Origin of the sequence: Novosphingobium mathurense, from assembly GCF_900168325.1 — a bacterium.
Classification (GTDB): Bacteria; Pseudomonadota; Alphaproteobacteria; order Sphingomonadales; family Sphingomonadaceae; genus Novosphingobium; species Novosphingobium mathurense.
In genome coordinates this window covers 230935-251538 of the sequence record NZ_FVZE01000001.1, presented here as the reverse complement: position 1 = coordinate 251538, position 20604 = coordinate 230935, and the positions used below count along the sequence as shown (strand labels likewise).

At 63.5% G+C, this 20604-nt stretch carries 25 protein-coding genes, 1 tRNA gene and 1 pseudogene; 11 read left to right on the top strand and 16 right to left on the bottom strand.

The annotated features are described in order from the left end of the window. The first annotated feature begins 1 nt into the window (after position 1). Entirely contained in the window at positions 2 to 1039 is a 1038-nt protein-coding gene (locus B5483_RS01290; protein WP_054946792.1) for a potassium channel family protein, read from the top strand. Positions 1040 to 1049: 10 nt separating this feature from the next. Here the strand turns inward: B5483_RS01290 and B5483_RS01285 are convergent, their stop codons facing one another. Next, positions 1050 to 1442, bottom strand: a complete 393-nt coding sequence (locus B5483_RS01285) for a DUF1761 domain-containing protein (RefSeq protein ID WP_054946791.1) — start codon at positions 1440 to 1442, stop codon at positions 1050 to 1052. Between the two features lie 171 nt (positions 1443 to 1613). Between B5483_RS01285 and rimO the strand changes: the two genes are divergently transcribed. Next, a complete protein-coding gene (rimO, locus tag B5483_RS01280) occupies positions 1614 to 2996 on the top strand; it encodes a 30S ribosomal protein S12 methylthiotransferase RimO (RefSeq protein ID WP_054946790.1) in 1383 nt (460 codons plus the stop codon). A 127-nt stretch (positions 2997 to 3123) separates the two neighbouring features. On the opposite strand, the gene B5483_RS23090 is transcribed toward rimO, so the two are convergent. Next, on the bottom strand, positions 3124 to 3474 hold the full coding sequence (locus B5483_RS23090; RefSeq protein ID WP_176167917.1) for a hypothetical protein: 351 nt from the start codon (positions 3472 to 3474) through the stop codon (positions 3124 to 3126). Between B5483_RS23090 and B5483_RS01275 the strand changes: the two genes are divergently transcribed. From B5483_RS01275 to B5483_RS01265, 3 genes are read left to right on the top strand one after another with little or no spacing between them, the layout of a single operon-like run. Continuing rightward, complete coding sequence (locus B5483_RS01275; RefSeq protein ID WP_245828775.1) at positions 3463 to 4872, top strand: flavin-containing monooxygenase; 1410 nt, start codon at positions 3463 to 3465, stop codon at positions 4870 to 4872. The two genes, B5483_RS23090 and B5483_RS01275, sit on opposite strands and share 12 nt — an antisense overlap. 47 nt (positions 4873 to 4919) lie before the next feature. Next, on the top strand, positions 4920 to 5681 hold the full coding sequence (locus tag B5483_RS01270; protein WP_079729242.1) for a competence/damage-inducible protein A: 762 nt from the start codon (positions 4920 to 4922) through the stop codon (positions 5679 to 5681). Next, on the top strand, positions 5671 to 6267 hold the full coding sequence (locus tag B5483_RS01265) for a hypothetical protein (protein ID WP_245828774.1): 597 nt from the start codon (positions 5671 to 5673) through the stop codon (positions 6265 to 6267). The genes B5483_RS01270 and B5483_RS01265 overlap by 11 nt, the downstream gene beginning before the upstream one ends. 84 nt (positions 6268 to 6351) lie before the next feature. Here the strand turns inward: B5483_RS01265 and rplA are convergent, their stop codons facing one another. Genes rplA through B5483_RS01245 form a run of 4 tightly spaced genes read right to left on the bottom strand, consistent with a single transcriptional unit; the run spans position 6352 to position 9277 of the window. Continuing rightward, a complete protein-coding gene (gene rplA, locus B5483_RS01260; protein ID WP_079729240.1) occupies positions 6352 to 7053 on the bottom strand; it encodes a 50S ribosomal protein L1 in 702 nt (233 codons plus the stop codon). A gap of 4 nt (positions 7054 to 7057) precedes the next feature. Continuing rightward, positions 7058 to 7489, bottom strand: coding sequence for a 50S ribosomal protein L11 (gene rplK, locus B5483_RS01255; RefSeq protein WP_054946786.1), 432 nt, complete (start codon positions 7487 to 7489; stop codon positions 7058 to 7060). 13 nt (positions 7490 to 7502) lie between these two features. Beyond that, positions 7503 to 8174, bottom strand: a complete 672-nt coding sequence (locus B5483_RS23730) for an acyltransferase family protein (protein WP_342743629.1) — start codon at positions 8172 to 8174, stop codon at positions 7503 to 7505. A gap of 26 nt (positions 8175 to 8200) precedes the next feature. Next, entirely contained in the window at positions 8201 to 9277 is a 1077-nt protein-coding gene (locus B5483_RS01245) for an acyltransferase family protein (RefSeq protein ID WP_079729238.1), read from the bottom strand. Between the two features lie 167 nt (positions 9278 to 9444). On the opposite strand from B5483_RS01245, the gene B5483_RS01240 reads away from it, so the two are divergent. Further along, positions 9445 to 9960 (top strand): MarR family winged helix-turn-helix transcriptional regulator, encoded by a 516-nt coding sequence (locus B5483_RS01240; protein ID WP_054946783.1) that lies wholly within the window; start codon positions 9445 to 9447, stop codon positions 9958 to 9960. Then, positions 9957 to 10652 (top strand): GNAT family N-acetyltransferase, encoded by a 696-nt coding sequence (locus tag B5483_RS01235; protein ID WP_079729237.1) that lies wholly within the window; start codon positions 9957 to 9959, stop codon positions 10650 to 10652. The genes B5483_RS01240 and B5483_RS01235 overlap by 4 nt, the downstream gene beginning before the upstream one ends. Positions 10653 to 10673: 21 nt before the next feature. Here the strand turns inward: B5483_RS01235 and nusG are convergent, their stop codons facing one another. The 4 genes from nusG to B5483_RS01215 form a co-directional block, all read right to left on the bottom strand. Then, positions 10674 to 11210 (bottom strand): transcription termination/antitermination protein NusG, encoded by a 537-nt coding sequence (nusG, locus tag B5483_RS01230; protein WP_054946781.1) that lies wholly within the window; start codon positions 11208 to 11210, stop codon positions 10674 to 10676. A 29-nt stretch (positions 11211 to 11239) separates the two neighbouring features. Then, positions 11240 to 11434 carry a preprotein translocase subunit SecE gene (secE, locus tag B5483_RS01225; RefSeq protein ID WP_007011721.1) on the bottom strand — a complete coding sequence of 65 codons (195 nt, stop codon included), beginning with the start codon at positions 11432 to 11434 and terminating at the stop codon, positions 11240 to 11242. Between the two features lie 131 nt (positions 11435 to 11565). Continuing rightward, positions 11566 to 13077, bottom strand: a complete 1512-nt coding sequence (locus B5483_RS01220; RefSeq protein ID WP_079729236.1) for a hypothetical protein — start codon at positions 13075 to 13077, stop codon at positions 11566 to 11568. 222 nt (positions 13078 to 13299) lie between these two features. Then, positions 13300 to 13375, bottom strand: a tRNA-Trp gene (locus tag B5483_RS01215). Between the two features lie 154 nt (positions 13376 to 13529). On the opposite strand from B5483_RS01215, the gene aat reads away from it, so the two are divergent. Then, positions 13530 to 14318 (top strand): leucyl/phenylalanyl-tRNA--protein transferase, encoded by a 789-nt coding sequence (aat, locus tag B5483_RS01210; RefSeq protein ID WP_054946805.1) that lies wholly within the window; start codon positions 13530 to 13532, stop codon positions 14316 to 14318. A 35-nt stretch (positions 14319 to 14353) separates the two neighbouring features. On the opposite strand, the pseudogene B5483_RS23410 reads toward aat, so the two are convergent. Beyond that, positions 14354 to 14536: pseudogene (locus tag B5483_RS23410) on the bottom strand (DUF2155 domain-containing protein); the annotation flags it as partial. A gap of 252 nt (positions 14537 to 14788) precedes the next feature. Then, complete coding sequence (locus B5483_RS01200) at positions 14789 to 15196, bottom strand: NADH:ubiquinone oxidoreductase subunit NDUFA12 (protein ID WP_054946778.1); 408 nt, start codon at positions 15194 to 15196, stop codon at positions 14789 to 14791. On the opposite strand from B5483_RS01200, the gene B5483_RS23355 reads away from it, so the two are divergent. Further along, on the top strand, positions 15195 to 15482 hold the full coding sequence (locus tag B5483_RS23355; RefSeq protein WP_217698186.1) for a hypothetical protein: 288 nt from the start codon (positions 15195 to 15197) through the stop codon (positions 15480 to 15482). The genes B5483_RS01200 and B5483_RS23355 overlap by 2 nt on opposite strands. Further along, the gene (locus B5483_RS01195) at positions 15475 to 15804 is read left to right on the top strand and encodes a glycine zipper 2TM domain-containing protein (protein WP_079729235.1); all 330 of its coding nucleotides are present in this window, start codon (positions 15475 to 15477) and stop codon (positions 15802 to 15804) included. The genes B5483_RS23355 and B5483_RS01195 overlap by 8 nt, the downstream gene beginning before the upstream one ends. A gap of 100 nt (positions 15805 to 15904) precedes the next feature. On the opposite strand, the gene B5483_RS01190 is transcribed toward B5483_RS01195, so the two are convergent. From B5483_RS01190 to B5483_RS01180, 3 genes are all read right to left on the bottom strand, one after another. Beyond that, a complete protein-coding gene (locus tag B5483_RS01190) occupies positions 15905 to 16651 on the bottom strand; it encodes an SDR family NAD(P)-dependent oxidoreductase (protein WP_079729234.1) in 747 nt (248 codons plus the stop codon). Positions 16652 to 16771: 120 nt separating this feature from the next. After that, on the bottom strand, positions 16772 to 17263 hold the full coding sequence (locus tag B5483_RS01185; RefSeq protein WP_054946775.1) for a DUF192 domain-containing protein: 492 nt from the start codon (positions 17261 to 17263) through the stop codon (positions 16772 to 16774). Further along, complete coding sequence (locus B5483_RS01180) at positions 17254 to 17808, bottom strand: regulatory protein RecX (protein WP_079729233.1); 555 nt, start codon at positions 17806 to 17808, stop codon at positions 17254 to 17256. Before B5483_RS01180 ends, B5483_RS01185 begins: the two co-directional genes overlap by 10 nt. Before the next feature lie 149 nt (positions 17809 to 17957). On the opposite strand from B5483_RS01180, the gene B5483_RS01175 reads away from it, so the two are divergent. Beyond that, positions 17958 to 19718: a fatty acyl-AMP ligase gene (locus tag B5483_RS01175; protein WP_079729232.1), complete on the top strand. Its 1761-nt coding sequence runs from the start codon at positions 17958 to 17960 to the stop codon at positions 19716 to 19718. A 96-nt stretch (positions 19719 to 19814) separates the two neighbouring features. On the opposite strand, the gene B5483_RS23085 is transcribed toward B5483_RS01175, so the two are convergent. Next, a complete protein-coding gene (locus B5483_RS23085; RefSeq protein ID WP_176167930.1) occupies positions 19815 to 20495 on the bottom strand; it encodes a hypothetical protein in 681 nt (226 codons plus the stop codon). Positions 20496 to 20604 lie beyond the last annotated feature (109 nt).

Here is a 20604-nt window from a genome sequence, read left to right as displayed (position 1 = left end):
TATGTCGAAGAAGCGGCCCAACCCGGCACTGTTCAAGCCGCTGCGTCGCGCTATCGGCGTCCCGGTCTGGGCCGATGTCGCCATTCGCCTCGGGCTGGCGCTCGGACTTATCTTCCTCGTCGTCATGGTCCACTGGCTCGATCGCGATGGCCTGAAAGACACGCACGACGGCACCGTCAGCTTCCTCGACGTCGTCTATTTCACGATGATCTCGATCACCACGACCGGCTTCGGCGACATTGCCCCGGTCAGTGACAAGTCGCGCCTGATCGAAGCGGTCATCGTCACACCGATCCGCCTGGCGGTGATCTACATCTTCGTCGGTACGGCCTATAATTTCATCATCAAGCGCAGCTGGGAGACTTGGCGCATGAAGCGCATCCAGGAACGGCTCGAAGACCACATCGTCGTGCTCGGCTACGGCGTCAGCGGGTCCGAAGCGGTACAGGAACTGATCGCGCGCGGCACCGATCCCTCGTGCATCGTCGTCATCGACCCCAGTTCGGCAAGACTCGCACTTGCGGAAAGCGCCGGCTGCAACGTCATGGAGGGCGATGCCACGCGTGACGAGACGCTGGAAGCCGTGCGCATTGGCAAGGCCCGCTCGATCCTCGTGTCGGCAGGCCGCGACGATACCACGATCCTCATCATCCTGACCGCCCGCCATGTCGCCCCCAAGGTGCCGATCACGGCGGTGGTGCGCGCCGACGACAACGAACTGCTGGCCCGCCAGGCCGGGGCCGACAACGTGATCAACCCTGTGCGCTTCACCGGCCTGTTGCTGGCCGGGTCGGCGGAAGGCCAACACATCTCCGAGTACCTGTCGGATCTCGCGTCGGTCACGGGCCGCGTCCAGCTCGTCGAACGCAAGGTCAAGCCTGACGAGATCGGCAAACCGCTTGAGAAGATCGCGACCGGCAAAGGCTTGCGGATCTACCGCGGATCTCGCGTGATCGGCTTCTGGGAGCCGGACGCCAACGCGCTGGAGCCCGACGACCTAATCGTCGAGATTTCCTACGCCAGTTGCGACCCGGCCTGATTTCTCTGGATCAACCCAGCGCCCAGAACACGAGACCCATGGCAAGGTAGGCAACGAGCCAGAACGCACAATCGAACACCCGCCGCATCGGCTCAGTGCGATTGCGCAGTTCGACCAGCCAAACGGCGGGCATCACGAAAGCAATGGCGATGCCCCCGGTCTGCATGAAGTAAAGCCATGGCTTGGCCTGCAGCGTCTCAACGCCGATCCGGGCGAAACTGTGCCCGAACATCGCCGAGCTCACGAACATCAGCACAGCCACGAGGATATAGTTCCCTCGCGTTTCCGCCTTGCCGGGAATCAGCTGGCCGCTCTTGCGGGTAAAGGTGCCGAACCACGCAATGCTGATGCCAAGGGCCACTGCCGCGGCGATAACTACCGCCACCCAGTTTACCGGACCCATGCAGAAACTCCTTCCCGATTCAGGCCATATCCCATTGAAAAAGCCTTGTTAGCCACAGTCTCGCAGCCTTCGGCATCAGGCGCAAGCGTGCGATTGCGCATCCTTGGAAAAGCTGCGTTTCATTCAATTCGTGACTCATCGCCTCAATCGGCGTATCGGGCGCGCCATCCCATGGCCATAGAACTCCCCTCCCCGCCGAAGGTCGGCATGGTCAGCCTTGGCTGCCCCAAGGCCCTTGTCGACTCCGAACGTATCCTCACCCGACTGCGTGCAGACGGCTACACGATGAGCCCGGACTATGCCGGTGCCGACGTCGTGCTGGTCAACACCTGCGGCTTCCTCGATTCCGCTAAGGAAGAGAGCCTGGCAGCGATCGGTGAAGCCATTGCCGAAAACGGCCGTGTCATCGTGACAGGCTGCATGGGCAATGAAGCCGAGACGATCCGCGCCCGCTTCCCGGACGTGCTCGCCGTGACCGGTGCGCACCAGTACGAAGCCGTCGTCGAAGCCGTTCACGAAGCCGCGCCGCCGGATCTCAGCCCCTACCTCGACCTGATCCCGCAGGCTTACGACGAGGCAGGGGTCAAGCTGACGCCGCGTCACTACAGCTACCTGAAGATTTCAGAGGGCTGCAACCACGCTTGCGCGTTCTGCATCATCCCACAGCTGCGCGGGAAACTCGCCAGCCGCCGCATCGACGCGGTGCTGCGTGAAGCGGAAAAGCTGGTGCAGGCCGGAACCCGCGAACTGCTGGTGATCAGCCAGGACACGTCGGCCTATGGCGTTGACGTGCGGCACGAGGAACGTTCGTGGAAGGACCACGCGGTCCGCACCCACATGACCGACCTCGCCCGCGAACTGGGCCAGCTCAGGGACGCACAGGGCCGCGCCCCTTGGGTGCGCCTGCACTACGTCTATCCCTATCCACACGTCGATGCGGTCATCCCGCTGATGGCCGAGGGGCTGCTGACGCCTTACCTCGACATTCCGTTCCAGCACGCCGCGCCCTCTGTCCTCAAGGCGATGAAGCGCCCCGCCAACGAAGCCAAGGTGCTCGAACGCCTGCGCTCCTGGCGCGAGATCTGCCCGGACATCGCGATTCGCTCCAGCTTCGTCGTCGGCTTCCCCGGCGAGACCGAAGCCGATTTCGAGTACCTGCTCGACTGGCTCGAGGAAGCGCAGCTCGACCGCGTCGGCGCATTCCGCTTCGAGCCGGTTGCAGGCGCTGCAGCCAACGACCTGCCGGGCGCCGTGCCGGAAGAGGTCAAGGAAGAGCGGTACGCCCGGATCATGGAAAAGACCGCCGCGATAAGCGCCGCCAAGCTTCAGTCCAAAATCGGCCGAATCCTGCCCGTCATCATCGACGAGGTGGGCGAACCGGATGAGGATGGCGACATCGGCGCAACGGGACGTTCGCAAGCCGATGCACCGGAGATCGACGGTAACGTCTTCCTCCGCGATGTCGGAAAAGACCTGCAAGTCGGTGATATCGTTGACGTTCTTGTCGAAGATGCGGACGAACACGACCTGTTCGGAGCACGCAGCGATACCTGACCCGGATCGCCCTCAGGACATTCCAGTTGCAAAACATGCAACTTCAGGAAAATTTTTCGCATTTGCGGAATGACCCGATCACGAGCATATGGAGCGGGCCTTTCAGGCATCCTCTCCCAAAAAACTTTCAAGGGCTGGTCTTCGGACCGGCCCATTTTTTTTGGCCGCTTTCCATGCGCTTGCACAGCATCTCGTCGTCCGACAAAAGTCCCGATTGCAAAACATGCAACATCGGAAAATCTTTTCGCATTTGCGACGAATCGTCTCCGTCGGCATAGCGAACGGGCCTTTCAGGCATCCTCTCCCAAATAAACTTCCATGGGCCGGTCTTCGGATCGGCCCTTTTTTTGTCCGCTTCGGGCTTTTCCCGTGATTTGAAACGCGGCGGCGGTAAGAGGATGCAGTGAGCATCGACAGCGCCCCCCTCGACATCCTGATCGTCGGCGCCGGCATTTCCGGGATCGGCATGGCTGCTCACCTGCAGCGCAATCTGCCCGGAAAGCGCATGGCCATCCTCGACAGGCGCGAAAATCTCGGGGGAACCTGGGACCTGTTCCGCTATCCCGGCGTGCGATCGGACAGCGACATGTACACACTGGGCTTCGCTTTCGCGCCATGGTCGGGCGAAAGGTCGGTGGCGCGCGGCGAGGAAATCCTGTCCTATCTGGGGCAGGTGGCAGCCCGGTACGACCTCGACCGCCACATGCATTTCTCGCACGAAGTTACCCACGCCGATTGGGACAGCAGCCAATCGTTCTGGCGCGTGACCGCGAAGACCGCAAAGGGCTCCGCCGAATTCCTGACCCGGTTCCTGTTCCTCGGCTCGGGCTATTACGACTACGACGTGCCCCACGATCCGCAGATCGCCGGACTCAACGACTTTGCAGGCCCGGTGCTGCATCCGCAGTTCTGGCCGCAGGATTTCGATCCTGCCGGTAGGCGCATTGCCGTGATCGGTTCGGGCGCGACTGCGGTGACGCTGGTTCCCGCCCTTGCCGATGCCGGCGCCCGCGTGACGATGGTCCAGCGCACGCCAAGCTGGTTCCTCGCCCAGCCTGCCCGCGACCTGTTTGCGACCTCCGCCGCGAAAGTCCTGCCGCGCCGCTGGGCTTACAGCCTTACCCGCCTGCGCAACAACGCGCTGCAGTACTGGTTCTTCAACAAGTCGCGCCGCGAGCCCGAGCAGATGGGCGCCTGGCTCAAGCAACGCATTCGCGATCAACTCGGCGAACACTACGATGAAAAGGCCTTCACCCCGCCTTACGGCCCCTGGGTCCAGCGCATGTGTTTCGTACCTGACGGGGATTTCTTCAAGGCGATCCGCGAGGGCCGGGCTGCTCTCGCCACTGGCGCCATCGGGCGCGTCACCGCCGATGCCATAGAACTGGAAAGCGGTGAGCGGGTCGACGCCGATGCCATCGTCACGGCAACCGGCCTGCGCCTGGCGACCCTGGGCAAGATCGCAATTTCACTCGACGGCAGCCCCGTGAACTTCGGCGAGCACTGGTACTATCGCAATTGCATGTTTTCGAACGTACCCAATCTCGCCGCCGTATTCGGCTATCTCAACGCGGCATGGACCGGCCGGGTCGACATGGTGAGCGAATGGCTCTGCCGCCTACTCGGCCAGATGGATGCGTGGGGTGCCGATACGGCTGTGCCGTTCCTGCCCCCCGACCATGACCTTGAGGCAGATGATCCCCTTGCCGGCTATTCTTCGGGTTATCTCCAGCGAGGCCGCCACCTCATCCCGAAAAGTGCAAGCCGTTCTCCCTGGCGGCTCAGCCACGACCTCATGCGCGACCGCCGCGAATTCCGGGAATTGCCGATCGATGACGGGCATTTGCGGTTCAGTCGCGGAGGTCGGCAATTATAGCCCGCCGCGGCTAGCGATCCGTGCGCATTTGTCCTAGCCATGCGGCCATGGCCGAATCCTCGCGAATCTACACCGCCGCCCTCGTCGTCATCGGCGACGAGATTCTGTCCGGACGCACCCACGACAAGAACATCGCCCAAGTGGCGAGCTGGCTGCAGATCCAGGGGATCCGCCTCGCCGAAGTGCGCGTGGTGGCGGATAACACGCCGGCCATCGTCGAGGCGGTCAACACCCTGCGGGCCCGCAACGACTACCTGTTCACTACCGGCGGCATCGGGCCGACGCATGACGACATCACTGTCGATGCAATCTCCGAGGCGCTTGGCGTCGAGGTCATCGTCCACCCCGAGGCCCGCGCCATCCTCGAGCAGTACTACGAGACACGCGGCGGGCTGACCGATGCCCGCCTGCGCATGGCCCGCACGCCGGACGGGGCCGACCTGATCCCCAACCGCTACACCGGCGCCCCCGGCATTCGGCACGGCAACATCTTCATCATGGCGGGCGTGCCAAGCATCACCGCCGGCATGCTCGATGCTCTTTCAGGCCAGCTTGAAGGCGGCGCGCCGCTGCTGTCCGAGACCATCGGCTGCTGGGTCGGCGAGAGCGAAGTGGCGGACCTCCTGCGCGAGACGGAAAAGGCATTCGCGACCTGCCAGATCGGCTCCTACCCGTTCTGGCGCGAAGGCCGTACCGGCGCCAATTTCGTTATCCGTTCGACCAGCGCAGATGACCTTGCCGCCTGCACCCGCGCACTGGTTCGGGGCCTTGAAGCCATGGACCGGCCGGCCGTTGCCGGTGGCATCTAAGGCCACCATAGCGCCCCTGCTGCTTTCGCTTGCGCTCAACGGCTGCGCCAGCGCCACGCTGGGTCAGTTCGAACGGGCCCTTGCCGCGCAGGACAGCGCGACGCTGGCACTGCAGGACTGGTGCATGGCAAGGGGGATCGGCAATCCTCCTCGGGTTTCCGCCAATGCCGTCCGCAACGACGATGCGCCCCTGCCTTCGGACGCGCTCGACCTGCTGCGCGTGGAGGGCAAGGCGAACCTGGGGTATCGCCATGTCAAGCTCGACTGCGGCGGGGTGACGCTGTCGCAGGCACATAACTGGTTCGTGCCATCGCGCCTGACGCCGGAGATGAATGCCGCGCTGCGCGAAACCGATACGCCCTTCGGCACGGTCGTCGCCCCGCTTCGCTTTACCCGCCAACGCCTCGCAGCATTCCGTGGCCGGGCGGAGGGCTGCCCGAAAGGGACGATCCTCTCCCACCGCGCCGTACTTCAGCTACCCGATGGGCGGCCGATCAGCCTCGTCGTCGAATGTTATCAGGCCGCTGCCCTGCACTTACCGGATGGCGCGTTCACCGGGGACACCTTGTCAATCAAAGCGGACTGAGCCCGGACCATCCGGGCAAAGAAAAGGGCCGGCAAGGTTTCCCCCGCCGGCCCATTCCTAACCGTTTGCCCGGTCCTGAAAGAATCAGGCGCCGGCGACCTCGGTCGTGTCGATCTTGAGGCCGGGGCCCATCGACGAAGACAGCGAGATCTTGCGAACGTACTTGCCCTTGGCGCCCGAAGGCTTGGCCTTCACGATCGCGTCGACGAATGCGTTGAAGTTGGTCTTCAGATCTTCGTCCGAGAACGACATCTTGCCGATACCGGCGTGGATGATGCCCTGCTTCTCGACGCGGAACTCGATCTGGCCGCCCTTGGCGTCCTTCACGGCCTGCTCGACGTTCGGGGTGACGGTGCCCAGCTTCGGGTTCGGCATCAGGCCCTTGGGGCCCAGCAGCTTACCGAGACGGCCGACGACGCCCATCATGTCCGGGGTGGCAATGACGCGGTCGTAGTCGAGGTTGCCGGCCTGCATGTCTTCCATGAGGTCCTCGGCGCCCACCTTGTCGGCGCCAGCAGCGAGAGCGGCCTCGGCCTTGTCACCCTTGGCGAACACGGCGACCTTGACGGTCTTGCCGGTGCCGGCCGGGAGCGAGACCATGCCACGGACCATCTGGTCAGCGTGACGCGGGTCGACGCCCAGGTTCATCGCGACTTCAACGGTCTCGTCGAACTTGGTGGTCTTGAGTTCGCGCAGCAGGGTCAGAGCCTCACCGACGGGGAAGTGCTTCTGGTTGTCGCCCAGCTTCTCGGTGAGTGCCTTCTGCTTCTTGTTCAGCTTTGCCATGGAATCAGCCCTCCACCACTTCGAGACCCATCGCGCGGGCCGAGCCTTCGATGATGCGGGTAGCCGCTTCGATATCGTTGGCGTTGAGATCCTTCATCTTGATCTCGGCGATCTCGGACAGCTTCGAGCGCGCGATCTTTCCGGCCGAAACCTTGCCGGGCTCCTTCGAGCCGGACTTGAGGTTGGCAGCCTTCTTGATGAGGAAGGTGGCAGGCGGGGTCTTGGTGACGAAAGTGAAGCTGCGATCCGCATAGACCGTGATGATGGTCGGGATCGGCATGCTCTTTTCGAGCTCCTGCGTGGCGGCATTGAACGCCTTGCAGAATTCCATGATGTTCACGCCGCGCTGACCCAGAGCAGGGCCGATCGGCGGAGAGGGGTTGGCGGCGCCCGCGGGCACCTGCAGCTTGATGTAACCTTCGATCTTCTTGGCCATGAGGCCGCTCCTTTCACACTTTCGCGCCAGACCCCGCGCAAATTGGCGAAATCGGGCGCTCATGTTTAGCGGTATGACGGATGCACCGGGCATCCTCCCGCCGGGAATCGCACCGGCAGGGCCGGTCCGAAGGGCGCGCCCCTAAACGATATCCGGAGAAAAGGGAAGAGACAGTTGCACGGCACAGGCACCCGCCGACCCGTGAGATCACACCGGACTGGTCCTTCCTGCGCCGATATGTCGCTTGCGCCGCGGCCATGCCCGCCGGATCGCCCGGCGGCTCGGCTGCTCTACCATGCGATAGCACGAGTCTGCCTGGCTCAGGGCCGTACCGGCAAACGCGGCAATCACGACCACTTGCGCCGTGCCCTTCCCGGGCAAACCGCGCGACGGCGAAGTCGGCCAACCGGCCGCGAGTCAGGGGCTCACTGCCCTCACCTGCGTTCTGCCCCAGACAGACGTGCGCGAAAATATAGCCGGAGATGAGGAAGAAGAGGTCGACCAGGGTCCAGCCCCAGTCGTAAATCCAGTGATAGAGGCGCGGCTCGTCCCCATGCATGCCTGCGGGGAACAACTGCTGCGTATGATAGAGGAAAGCGACACCGCAGGCGGCCAGCCCGCGCAATCCGTCGAGACGTGTCAGCCTCCCGACATCGCGCCCTGGCTCATCCGCCGCCCGATTCATGCCAACTCCTGATTCGCTGGCGGCTCTTAGCCCCTGCTCGGTAACGCCCGGGTTAAGCTGACATCGCGCATGTCGATGCGGCCGCGCACGAGGCGCCGGGTCGGCACTTCGGCCAGCAGATAGAGCAGTTCGGACGCGATCAGGACGGCCAGCCCGTAAAGCAGGGTCGCGCCGAGCATGAACCAGCCGCTGCCTTCCTGCCTGCCCATGATCCGCACGATCAGGTCAAGCATCGGCACATGGACCAGGAAAATCGCGTAGCTGCGATCGCCCAGCCAGAGCAGGACGCGGCTTTCCAAAAGCGGCACTCGCAGGGCCAGCAGCAGCAGGGACGGCCAGGCCAGGAGGCTGAGCGGCAGCAGCGGGCTGACATTGCCCATGTCGAGCGCAATGGCGATCGCGAAGATGACCGAGAGCACGAGCGGGGACGACTTGCGGAGCTCGACCCGCCGCCGCCACAGGATCTGTCCGATAAAGAAGCCGAGTATGCCGCGCATCAGCAGGTCCTGATTCCACGGCCCGCCCGGCAGACCGAAAACGAGGATGAACACCGTACTCACGAAAATGGCGGCGATCGAAACCTTGAGGAGTGTCGGCCGTCCGGCGTGAAGCGCCAGCCCGAAGAAGCCGCAGCAGATCGCTTCGACCGAGACGAGCCAGGCAGACGGATTGAAGGACTGCACCGCTGGCTGCACCAGCCCCTGCAACATGAGCAGGTGGGTCAGCAGCGCGGCCTCGCCGTTTTGCGGAAGCCCCCAGTAGAGCGCGGCGCACAGGACCAGCAGCAACAAATGGAGCGGATAGAGGCGCGCCAGGCGCCCGAATGTGAAGGACGCCAAGTCATCGCGGCTGCCGAGCCCTCGCCCACCGATATAGATGTGCGCAAAGATGAAGCCGGAGATGACGAAGAACAGGTCGACGATGCTCCAGCCCCAGGTATGGAGCCAGTCGATCACCGGTCCTGCATGGTCGAACGAACCTGCCGTGAAGAGAGCCTGCGCCTGGTAGCCAAGGACAATGACCAGAACGGCAATGCCGCGAAGGCCGTCGAGTTGCCCCAACCGGACCACGCCCCCTCCAAACGCGTCGTGCGTTTGTCGCATCTTCAATTCCCCCAAATCTTATGCACAGGGTAGCGACCGATTAGTTAATATCGCGCTAAGTCCAATCCAACACCCTGATACACGACGGAATTCGGTATGATCACGCCTGTTATGCAACACGAAACAGGTGATTGCCGCGCACTGCATACCAAGGTATATAGCACGATATGGAAAATGGTAACGCGAAAGCCACCGATCTGATCGCCGAACTCGGGTTCCTGTGCCTGGGAAGCCGTTTTCGCCGTCTGGGCGAACGTTTGCAGGCGGGCGTTTCCGAACTCGCCGGGTTGGAAGGCATTACCCTGCAACCTGCCCAGTTTCCGATCATTGTCGCGCTGGAACATGGTCCTCTGACTGTCGGTGCGCTGGCCCGGCGGCTTGACCTGAGCCAGCCCGGCATCACCCGCGGCATCGGCAAGCTGCTGGTCGAGGGCCTGATCGAGCAAGTCGAGAACGATGGTGACCAACGCCTGCGCGCCTTCACCCTCAGCGATGCCGGCCGCGCGCTTCTGGCGCGCGTTCAGGAACGCGTGTTTCCGCTGGTCCAGCGCGCCGTGGCCGACTTGTGCGAAGGGCCCGCCGACGACCTGCTGGGCCACCTCACCCGCCTCGATCATGCCCTGGCAATGACCCCGTTCGAACAGCGCCTGCGCGCCATGCTTAGTGAAGGGAGCGGATCATGAGCGAACATGTCCTCGACCGTCTGATCTGGAATGCCCTGACCGGCGAGCAGGCCGGGTTCGCCATCGGATCGGGCAAGGCCCGGCGCTATCGGTCGGACATCGGTCCGCTCGCAGCAACGCAGGACCGCTCGCGGGAAAGCCAGGCAGATCTTGCCGCCCTCGTTCGCCAGCACGGCTCCCTGTTCATCGTTGAACTGGAGCAAGAGGCGAGGCAAGCGATGGAGCCCGAAGGAACGCGCGTTGCCAAGCGCCGTCAGGGAATCCAGCTCGTTTTCTCAGGTGAACGCCCTGCCCTCGACGATGCTGCATTGGTGAGGCTTGACCGCGACCACTACCCGCAGATGCTGGAACTGGCGCGACTGACCGAACCCGGCCCGTTCGCGGACAGCACTGCCGACTTGGGCCAGTTCTGGGGAATGTTCGAAGAGGGAAGGCTCGTCGCCATGGCCGGGCAACGCATGCGGGTCCCGGGCTATGTCGAAGTCAGCGGCGTCTGCACGCTTCCGCAAGTGCGCGGGCGGGGCCTGGCCTCGCGGCTGATGCGCAAGGTTATCGCCGATATCCTGGATGAAGGCCGCGTGCCGTTCCTGCACAGCTATGCGGACAATGAAAGCGCGCTGGCGCTTTATGGACACCTCGGCTTTGCCGAGCGCGCCCGCGTCTGGATGACGCTGTACGACGCCGCACCCTGACAGGCGCGGCGTCGTACCGGATTACTTGCTGAGTTCGACGTGCTCGAAGTCGAGCTCGACCGGCGTTGCGCGACCGAAGATCGACACCGAAACCTTGACGCGGTTCTTGTCGAAATCGAGTTCTTCGACGATGCCGTTGAAGCTGGCGAACGGTCCGTCGAGGACCTTCACCGAATCGCCGATCTCGTAATCGATGTTGATCTGCTTGCGCGGCTCTGCAGCAGCGGCTTCGGCAGCGCCGAAGTAGCGTGCGGCCTCGCTCTCGCTGATGGCCTGCGGCTTGCCGCTGGCACCCAGGAAGCCGGTGACCTTCGGGGTGTTCTTGACGAGGTGGTAGACGTCGTCGTTCAGCGTCAGCTTGGCAAGAACGTAGCCGGGCATCGTCTTGCGCTCGACCTGCACCTTCTTGCCACGCTTCACTTCGGTGACGTTTTCGTGCGGGACCTGCACTTCTTCGACGAGCTGCGACAGCCCCATCCGCTCCGCCTCGGCCAGGATCGCTTCCTTAACCTTGTTCTCGAAGCCGGAGTAGGCGTGGATGATGTACCAACGGGCCATGGTTCTCTCTTCTTCCGGTTTTCAGACGATCACAGCAGCGACAGGAGCGAGCTGACGACCCAGCCGAACAGCGCGTCGATTCCAAGGAAGAACGTGGCGAGCAGCACCGTCATGATGCCGACAAAGATCGCCGTCGTCACAGTTTCCTGGCGCGAGGGCCAGTGAATCTTGGAGGCTTCTGCGCGCACCTGCCGGATGAATTCGCCGGGAGTGGTCTTGGCCATGTCAGTTGCTCTCGTGTCTCTTGCCTGATGCCTGAGAAAAAACTCTCATATCTTCCGGCTAGGGGAAATCGCCGCCCCGGCCGGGGCCGGGAGGGGCAAATGTTATCCGCTTGTCGGAAGGAAGATGCGACTTAGCTTCCGTCCACCGGATTTGCAAGGTCTGCCGGTATGGCAAGTCGTGCAAGGAACGAGTTGGACGTGCTGTAGAGGATCCGGGCGCCGTCCGGCAGTGCCACCGGCTTCGCCTTGCCGATGTACCACAGGTACTCGGCATGGACCGCGGGACGGAACTTGCGCAAGTCTATCCGCTGGTTCGATGAGTAGAGAATGCGCTGCGTCGGATCGGCGAAGCGGAAGGCGGTTTCGCGCATCGTGAGCATGTGTACGTCGGGCAAGGCGAAGTTGGAGTTCTCCATCGCGCTGCGCCGGACGACGGCATAACTGCCGAAATGCTCGAAGGGGCCGAAGAGCCACTGGCTGCGCGGGATGGCCACCGCCGTCGCCACTTTCGCGCCTTCGGGCATGTAGTCGAGCGCGGCAATCATCTGACGGGCCGTCTGCGCGTCCTGGTACCAAGCCACCGAAGTGATCGCGAGGCGGCTCGTGAACAGCAGGCCGGAAAGCGCAAGGCCCCAGCGCGGCGCGGGCCAGTTGATGGCGAGGCACGCGACAAGCAGCGCCGTCGTGCTGAGGCGATAGTCGGCATAGTCACCGCCGAAGATCTGCCGCGGTACCACCAGGGTCAGGCCGAAGAGGATCAGGGCTGCCCAGCCCATGCGCCCGTCTATGCGGCGCGTGACGAAAGCCACGAACAGGACCAGCGCCAACACCGCCACGCTGGTCACGTCCAGCAGGTAGTCGTAGCTGCGCATCGCCTTGTAGAGGATGCCCCATTTGTAATCGAGCACGCCGCCGCCGTACGAGACCTTCGAATTGGCGCCCATGCCCAGCAGCATCGGCACAAGCGGGAAGATCAGCGGCCAGGGCTTGAGGAACGGGCGCCAGTCCAGCCAGTTGCGCCGCTTGGTCCATTCGTAGCCGAACACCATGACGCCCAGCACGCCCCATCCCGATACGTGGCAAAGCCACACGACGAAGCCCGCAGGGATGAACAGCAGGCGCCGCGTCCAGTGACGCTCATCGAGCTGGACCCACACCGCAAAGGCGAACAGCGCCAGCGCGACCGAGAGCGAATAGTTGAGGAAGCCCATCAGCAACGAGGGCGACCAGATCGTCGCGAAAGCCAGGATCGCCCCGACGCCGACGCGGCGGCGCAGCGTCCAACTGACCGAAATGATCGAAAGGCCGGTAAGAATGGGGATCAGCGCCACGATGATGCGGCCGGCCAGCTCGATCCCGAACAGCGGCGCCATCGGCACCATCAGCAGTTCCACGCCGAGGTTGCCGGTCCATTCCCACTTGAACTGGAAGTACTTGGTCAGGAACGGATCCCGCCCGTGATCGACCATGATCTGATAGCCGGCGAGGTGCGAGGGATAGTCCGTCATCTGCGGCGTCCACGCCAGCAGGGCTGGCAGGGCCGCGAGGAATGACAGGAAAATGCCAAGCCAAAGCGCTTCGTCGCGTTTCAGTCTGCCTGACGCGCTTGTCTCAACCGTATTGTGCCGCGCGGTTCCGTGCATTTGCGACTGAATCTTCCCCGATACGCCACTAAGAACGTGAGCCCCGGACGGACCATACGGTCCGAGTCGCAGGACGCGGCCCTCCTAATCGTCACAAGGCGATTGGCAAGCCTGCCAGCGATACAGCCGATTTCCGCTCGCCGCAAATTCCCATCGCATGATCGCGTGACGAATCGTCACCCCTTGAGGGGAAAGCTTCGAACTCAACGATTTTCGGAAAATTGGCAGGAGTGCACGGACTCGAACCGTGGGCCCTCGGTTTTGGAGACCGATGCTCTACCAACTGAGCTACACTCCTGCGGGCGCCGTGGCCTCTAGATGGAGCCGCGATGGATTACAAGAGTGTCCTTACAAGATATTCGACGGCACAACGATTTGCTAAGCTCCTGCAAGGCAATACCGCCGTGAACAAGGTCCCGGAAACCACCGTGCACGCACCGCGAACCGCGAACATGATCGAGCCCGAACTGCTCATGCTCGCCTACCGCAGCGGGATTTTCCCGATGGCGGACAGTCGCGACGATCCGGAAATCTTCTGGATCGAGCCACGCCAGAGGGCGATTCTCCCGCTCGATGGCTTTCACCTGTCCAAGTCGCTGGCGCGCACGCTGCGGCGCGGCCGCTTCACCGTGACCTGCAACGTGGCGTTCTCGGATGTCATGGAAGCCTGCGCCGCTCCGCGCGCGGTGCGCGAGGATGACGACGAAGGCGGAAGCTGGATCAGCCACCGCATCCAGGACAGCTACGAAAACCTGCACTTCCTGGGCCATGCGCACTCGATCGAATGCTGGCAGGAGGCGCTAGACGGCAGCGGGCGGCAGCTGGTCGGGGGTCTCTATGGCGTCGGGTTCGACAGGGTGTTCTGCGGCGAATCGATGTTTTCGCGCGTGCCCGATTCGTCGAAGGTCGCCCTCGCCTGGCTCGTCGCGGCCTTACGACGCGCAGGCGCGATCCTGCTCGACTGCCAGTTCATCACTCCACACCTCGCCTCGCTTGGCGCAGTGGAAATGCCGCAGAAGCGCTACCTGACGCTGCTGAAGGCCGCTCAGTTCGCGCTGGAATCCGATGCAGAGGCGCTCGGGCTCGGAGCCGGTACAGGCGCCGGACTGGGCGCGGGGCTCGGAGCAGGCGTGCTCTCGCTGCCAGAAGGCTTCGCCGCACTGCTGGCAGATGCAGCCGAAGCCGGGCTCGCGTCCTGCCCCGGGAAGCTCATCGCGCAGGACTTGACCCAGACATCGTAAACCGGGTGCTCGACCACGTTGAGGCCGGGCGAATTCTTGAACAGCCAGCCTGAGAACACCTTGTGCCAGGCGAGCTTTTCCTTCGACGAACTGCGGTCCTCGACGAAGACCTGAACGAAGGCGCCCTCTTCCTGCGGCCTTTCCCAAGGGAGCGTCTTTTCACAAGTCGCGACCTTGACCACCAGGTTGCCGATGCGCCGGGTCTCGCCCGGCTTCATCTCGAGATCCTGGGTCAGGTTGTTGCGCTTGTTGAGGACGCCGAGCGTGACGACCCGGTCCTTGTTGGGTGTGCCGATCCGCTGCCCCTGCACCGCCTGCGCCGGCCCGGCCTGCATCCCTGCAAGCGCCTCCGGAACGCTGGTGTCTTCGGCCTCGGGTTCAGGTTCGCCACCGCAACCGGCAAGAGCCAGAAGACAGGCAGTCAACGCCAGCGCGGGGATTCGTGAGCCGCGGGCCCGCATCACTAGACTTCAGGCGTCCGGCGACCAGGCTTCGTAGTCGCCGGTGGCAGCCGCACGCTTGCCGCCACGCTCCAGCGCGCCCTGCGGCAGGTAGGCCTGCGCAGTGCCGGTGGCGTTCGGCGTATAGTCGACTTCCCAGATCCGCGGCGGCGGCAGGTGACTTTCGGGGACACCGTCATAGGAATGATGCAGCCAGCCGTGCCATTCGGCCGGAACGCGGCTTGCATCGTTGGCGCCGGCGTAAATTACCCAACGGCGCTCATAGCCTTCGGTGGTCTTCGTCTTGTCGCCCTTCGAGCGATAGTACTTGTTGCCCTGCGCGTCAGTTCCGACGTGCTCGCCATGACGCGAGCTCCAGAGCGAGGTTCCGATGGTCGCACCATCCCACCAGGTGAAGATCTTCGACAGGATTCCCATGAGCCGCGCGTTAGCGCCCTTCGCTCGCGATGCCAAGCGCGTTGAAGCGCTTTGCCCACTTGGCTGCGACAAAATTCACGACAATGCGGGGACATGGCAGGTGCAATTGCCGCGCCGCGCCCAGTCTTCGGGTCGGCTCAACCCCGATTCACCGCATCGGGAACACCATTCGACGCTGATTTTCGCGCATTCACAATCGTTCATCTGGCGTTGTGGATCAGGACACGATGGAGCGCGTTCTATTCATGAACAACGCATAGCAACAGAGGTGATCCCCCATGCGTAAAGCCATCATCGCCGCCACCATGGCGGCCCTCACCGTTCCTACCGCAATGGTGACCGCGACCCCTGCCATCGCGAAGGAGCGGCATTATCACAGGACCGACAACGGCATCCGCTACTGGCGCGGCGACAATGGCCGCTACTACTGCAAGAAGTCGGACGGAACGACCGGTCTGCTGATCGGCGGCGTCGCCGGTGCCCTGATCGGCCGCGCCGTCGATGGCGGTCGCGACAAGACGGTCGGCACGATCATCGGCGCAGGTGCCGGTGCCCTCCTCGGCCGCGAGATCGACCGCAATTCGAGCCGCCCGGCCCGTTGCCGCTAATGTTTTGACCTGTCGGAGCACATCCGACAGGCACACAATAGGCGCTCCGACCGTCAGGCCGGGGCGCCTTTTTTGCTTGCCCAGTCGCTTTTTGCCGAGACTAAAGGTGCATCCCGCCGCTTGCTTCGATGACCTGACCGCTGACCCAGCCCCCGTCCGGCCCGCACAGGAAAGCAATGACGCGGGCAACGTCCTCGGGCTGCCCCACGCGCTTGAGCGCTGCAGCTTCGGCAAGCAGTTGGACGGTTTCCGGATCGTTGAACAGGCCCGGTGCGAAGTCGGTCATCGTCGCGCCCGGGGCCACGGCATTTACGGTAATGCCACGCGCGCCCACCTCCTGTGCCAGCGAGCGGGTGAAGTGATCCACCGCCGCCTTGCTCATCGCGTAGGCAATGCACGAGGCATAGGCCGTGCGGGCCACCATCGATGACAGGTTCACGATCCGCCCGCCGTCTCGCATGCGCCCGAGCGCTTCCTGCGTCACGAAAAACGGTCCCTTGGCGTTGACCTGCATGGTGAGGTCGAACAGCGATTCTCCGGTCTCCTCGATCGAGGCCATTTTCCCGATCCCGGCATTGTTGACGAGAATGTCGAGGCCATCTGCCCTTCCGTCGAATTCTGCGAACATCGCATGGATCGCATCCAGCGATCCAACATCGCCCTGGATGGCAAACGCCTCCCCGCCCTTCTCCGCGATCATGGAGACAACTTCATCGGCGGCCGCGGCGTTGTTGCGAAAATTGATGCAGACCTTGGCGCCCTCAGCCGCCAGGGCGAGCGCGACTTCCCGACCGATGCCGCGCGATCCGCCCGTAACCAGGGCGACCTTACCCACCAGCTTGCCCATTCAACTCTCCCGACAGCATTCGCGCGCCAGGGATCGGCGCGCTTTCGGGATCGCATGCTATGTCGCAGGCAGGAGCCTGGCACCTCGCCTATTGCGCAGAAGGCGCGAGGCCGCGGCCGGTTACCACTCGACCTTGTCGCCCGGCTCGATGCCGAGTTCGGCCGCGCGGCCGCCGTTCAGCTCAAGCACGCCGCTCGCCTTCCCGACAGCAGGCAGCGGTGTTTCGTCATATGGCACGGCATTGGCCGCTATATTGAGAATGCGGCGATCGGTCCCGATGAAGATGATGTCGAGCGGGATCACCGTGTTGCGCATCCAGAAAGCTGGGCGGCGCGGCGGGTCTTCAGGGAAGATCATCCCTTCATCCGGTCCCATCTCGGTGCGGAACATCAGGCCTTTGGCCTGCTCTTCCTCGGTCTTCGCCACTTCGACACTGAACTTGTGGACCTTGCCGTGCGACTTGATGATCAGCGGCACGACTTCCAGCCCCGATACCGGATGGACGAGGGGCGCGGTCGGCTTGGCGACGGCCTCCTGCCCGCCCTGCGAGCACCCCCCAACGATCATCAGGAACGTGGCGGCGGCGGCAGTAAGTGCTTTGTTCAGGCGCAAGAATCTTCTCCGGAAACCGACTCGACCCAGTCCTCGACCGCGTCGGGATCGTCGGCATCAACGATCTGCCGGGCGATGTCGAGCCTGTGTCCGGCCCGCATCATCGCGGCAATCTGCTTTTCCCGCTTCGCCATGTCCGGAACCTGAACCGAGAACGGCCCGAAGCGCCTGCGACGGGCCAGGACCAGCGCGGCGCGGCGCTGCTCCAGTTCGTCGGGCCGGAAATCCCCTGCGATATCGTGATCGACACCGGCCACCTGCAGCACCTCGCCGACGCGGCGGGCACCATAGCCCCGGCGCAGCAGGCTGCCGGCCTTCATCCGCGCCCAGCTCGCATCGTCGACATAACCGCGCTGCGCGTAGCGGGCGACAAGGTCGTCGAGTTCGGGAGCACCATCGTCCGCCCACCCGCGCTCGCGCAGCTTGCGTTGAAGATAACTGCGCAGTTTTGCTTGCGTCGTTGCGAAGCGCGCGACATAGGCCAGCGCCAATTCCTCGAGGCGGGCTTTCGTCAACGGTTGTGGATTGCGACGCTTGGAAGACATGTTGCCCTATTCGTGCCACAGTCGGCTCAGAATGGGGAGAGCGCGCGGAATTTGGTCGTTGAAGGCAGCTATCTAAGGTTCAGGTTAAACCGGCTAGAAGCTCCCAGTTCCGCAAGGAAAACGGTATAACAACAACGGGTTATGAAGATATGAGCGACACCATCTCCGTGGTGCCGAATGCGGCTAAGGACCTTGTCCGCACTCCCAATGAGGACGCGCTTCCCCGTCGATTTGCCGACTTCGACACCTTTTGCGATGCCTTGGATTATGCCGCGCAAGGTTCGCGCGGCTTCAATTTCCACGATCCGCGCGGCACGCTGACGCGCGTCTATCCCTTCCGCGAACTGCGCGAAGATGCACGGTCGGTGGCCCATGCGCTGGTGGCGCGCGGTGTAAAGCCGGGCGACCGCATCGCCCTGATCGCCGAAACCGGCATCGACTTCGCGGCCCTGTTCTGCGCCACGGTCTACGCCGGTGCGTGGCCGGTGCCGCTGCCCCTGCCGACCAGCTTCGGCGGCAAGGACAACTATATCGAGCAACTCGCCGTCCAGCTCCAGAGCTCGGACCCGACCATGCTCATCGGTCCGGACGAGATCGCCCACCTCACCTCTGCCGCGGCAGAGCGACAGGGCTGCGGCCATGCGACGTGGTCCGAGTTTGCAGCGAAGGACGCGCCCGAAGGCGAACTGCCCAAGGCGCAGCCGGACGACATCTGCTACCTGCAATACTCCAGCGGCTCGACGCGTTTCCCGCACGGCGTTGCCGTCACTCACCGTTCGCTTATGTCGAACCTGGCCGCGCACAGCCACGGCATGCAGTTGATCGAAACCGACCGCTGCATTTCCTGGCTTCCCTGGTACCATGACATGGGCCTCGTCGGCTGCTTCCTCTCGCTGATCGCGAACCAGGTCTCGGGCGACTACCTCAAGACCGAGGACTTCGCCCGCCGTCCGCTGGCATGGCTGGACCTCATCACCCGCAACGAAGGCACCTCGATCTCGTACTCGCCGACTTTCGGCTACGACATCTGCGCCCGCCGCATTTCCAGCCAGAGCCCTGTGTCGGACCGCTTCGACCTGTCGCGCTGGCGCCTTGCCGGCAACGGCGCGGACATGATCCGTCCCGACGTCATGCAGAACTTCGTCAACGCCTTCGCCGATGCGGGCTTCAAGGCTTCGGCCTTCCTGCCCAGCTATGGCCTCGCCGAAGCGACGCTGGCCGTCACCATCATGCCCCCGGGTGAAGGCATCCGCGTGGAACTGGTCGAGGAGGAGCGCCTCTCGGGCTCTCCGCGCGATCTCAGCCGCCCGGCCCGCTATCGCGCCATCGTCAATTGCGGCAAGCCCGTGCTGGACATGGAAGTCGTGATCCGCGGCGAAAACGGCCAGTCTCTGGGCGATCACCAGATCGGCAAGGTCTGGTGCCGCGGCACCAGCGTGATGCATTCCTACTTCCGCGATCCCGAAGCGACCGAGGCATGCCTCGTCGACGGATGGCTGGACACCGGCGACATGGGCTACATGACCGAGGGCTACCTCTTCATCGTAGGCCGCGCCAAGGACATGATCATCATCAACGGCAAGAACCACTGGCCGCAGGACATCGAGTGGGCCGTCGAGCAGCTGCCCGGCTTCAACCACGGCGACATCGCCGCCTTCTCCGTCGAGATGGAAAACGGCGAGGAAGCCCCGGCCGTCCTGGTTCACTGCCGCGTGTCCGATCCGGTCAAGCGCCTCGAGCTGCACGAGATGATCCGCGACAAGGTGCGCTCGATCACCGGCATGAACTGCGTGGTCGAACTGGTTCCGCCCAAGAGCCTGCCGCGCACCAGCTCGGGCAAGCTCAGCCGCGCCAAGGCGAAGAAGCTCTACCTCTCGGGTGAAATCGAGCCGTTCAGGTTGGCGGCCTGATCAGACCGCCCTACCCCGGCTGACCAAGATCCGGCAGCCCGGAGCAGCACCGCGCCGCTCCGGGCTGTTTTTGGATTCAGGACGCAAGCGCGCGCATCACTTGCACTTGGGATGCGTCTTGATGTCGCGGGCGTCGACGACCTTTCCGTCGGCCATGGTCAGCTGCGCACAGACCCCGGTCGAGCGCTTATAGAAGATGCCGTACTGGGTATTGCCCGAATCGAACGAATCCACGTTGGTGAAACCCCGGTTCATCATGACGTCGATGGCATTGATCGAGTCCATGCCGGCAATGCCTCCAAGGCCGTCCATGTGGCCCATTCCCGGTCCATGTCCGGAGCCGTGCCCCATCCCATGGTTCGGCATGCCGGTCACCGAGACATTAAGCCTGAACGCCCCCTTCTCTCCCCGCCGCGCCGACGCGCGCATCTGGTAGACCCTGATCTTGTAGGCCCCCGAGGCAGAGAGCGTGCCAGAGAAGGAATTGCCTTCGGTCGAGCCGGTAAAAATCGCCTCGTTGTCACTGCCCGGAGGAAGAACGTTGAAGTAGACGATCGAGGAGCCGGACATGTTGACCCGCATGGTCTGCCCCTCGCCTGCGCGAACCTCGTAATCTCGGATCGCCCCGCCGACGATGGTACCGGCTACCGTTGCCGAGGTCCCGCCCTTGGGAAAGCTGATAGTCGTCGTGGTTATCTGCGCCAGGGCCGTACCGGCCAGAGGCAAGGCCAGCGCAAGCGCCGCCCCCGTAACAATTCGAGTCGCGAACTTCGCCATCTTGCGTTCCTCCTTGCACCGCAAATCAGAGGATCAGATCCTCATTGACCATAGCGACCCGGAACACGTTCATTCGGTATCAGGCATATCTGCGGGGGAGTGTTCCCGC

Coding starts and splice junctions, on each gene's coding strand:
- B5483_RS01290 (WP_054946792.1), top strand. CDS start 2: ATGTCGAAGAAGCGGCCCAACCCGGCACTGTTCAAGCCGCTGCGTCGC.
- B5483_RS01285 (WP_054946791.1), bottom strand. CDS start 1,442: ATGGGTCCGGTAAACTGGGTGGCGGTAGTTATCGCCGCGGCAGTGGCC.
- rimO (WP_054946790.1), top strand. CDS start 1,614: ATGGCCATAGAACTCCCCTCCCCGCCGAAGGTCGGCATGGTCAGCCTT.
- B5483_RS01275 (WP_245828775.1), top strand. CDS start 3,463: ATGGCTGCTCACCTGCAGCGCAATCTGCCCGGAAAGCGCATGGCCATC.
- B5483_RS01270 (WP_079729242.1), top strand. CDS start 4,920: ATGGCCGAATCCTCGCGAATCTACACCGCCGCCCTCGTCGTCATCGGC.
- rplA (WP_079729240.1), bottom strand. CDS start 7,053: ATGGCAAAGCTGAACAAGAAGCAGAAGGCACTCACCGAGAAGCTGGGC.
- rplK (WP_054946786.1), bottom strand. CDS start 7,489: ATGGCCAAGAAGATCGAAGGTTACATCAAGCTGCAGGTGCCCGCGGGC.
- B5483_RS23730 (WP_342743629.1), bottom strand. CDS start 8,174: ATGAATCGGGCGGCGGATGAGCCAGGGCGCGATGTCGGGAGGCTGACA.
- B5483_RS01245 (WP_079729238.1), bottom strand. CDS start 9,277: ATGCGACAAACGCACGACGCGTTTGGAGGGGGCGTGGTCCGGTTGGGG.
- B5483_RS01240 (WP_054946783.1), top strand. CDS start 9,445: ATGGAAAATGGTAACGCGAAAGCCACCGATCTGATCGCCGAACTCGGG.
- B5483_RS01235 (WP_079729237.1), top strand. CDS start 9,957: ATGAGCGAACATGTCCTCGACCGTCTGATCTGGAATGCCCTGACCGGC.
- nusG (WP_054946781.1), bottom strand. CDS start 11,210: ATGGCCCGTTGGTACATCATCCACGCCTACTCCGGCTTCGAGAACAAG.
- secE (WP_007011721.1), bottom strand. CDS start 11,434: ATGGCCAAGACCACTCCCGGCGAATTCATCCGGCAGGTGCGCGCAGAA.
- B5483_RS01220 (WP_079729236.1), bottom strand. CDS start 13,077: ATGCACGGAACCGCGCGGCACAATACGGTTGAGACAAGCGCGTCAGGC.
- aat (WP_054946805.1), top strand. CDS start 13,530: ATGATCGAGCCCGAACTGCTCATGCTCGCCTACCGCAGCGGGATTTTC.
- B5483_RS23355 (WP_217698186.1), top strand. CDS start 15,195: ATGAGCCGCGCGTTAGCGCCCTTCGCTCGCGATGCCAAGCGCGTTGAA.
- B5483_RS01200 (WP_054946778.1), bottom strand. CDS start 15,196: ATGGGAATCCTGTCGAAGATCTTCACCTGGTGGGATGGTGCGACCATC.
- B5483_RS01195 (WP_079729235.1), top strand. CDS start 15,475: ATGCGTAAAGCCATCATCGCCGCCACCATGGCGGCCCTCACCGTTCCT.
- B5483_RS01190 (WP_079729234.1), bottom strand. CDS start 16,651: ATGGGCAAGCTGGTGGGTAAGGTCGCCCTGGTTACGGGCGGATCGCGC.
- B5483_RS01180 (WP_079729233.1), bottom strand. CDS start 17,808: ATGTCTTCCAAGCGTCGCAATCCACAACCGTTGACGAAAGCCCGCCTC.
- B5483_RS01175 (WP_079729232.1), top strand. CDS start 17,958: ATGAGCGACACCATCTCCGTGGTGCCGAATGCGGCTAAGGACCTTGTC.
- B5483_RS23085 (WP_176167930.1), bottom strand. CDS start 20,495: ATGGCGAAGTTCGCGACTCGAATTGTTACGGGGGCGGCGCTTGCGCTG.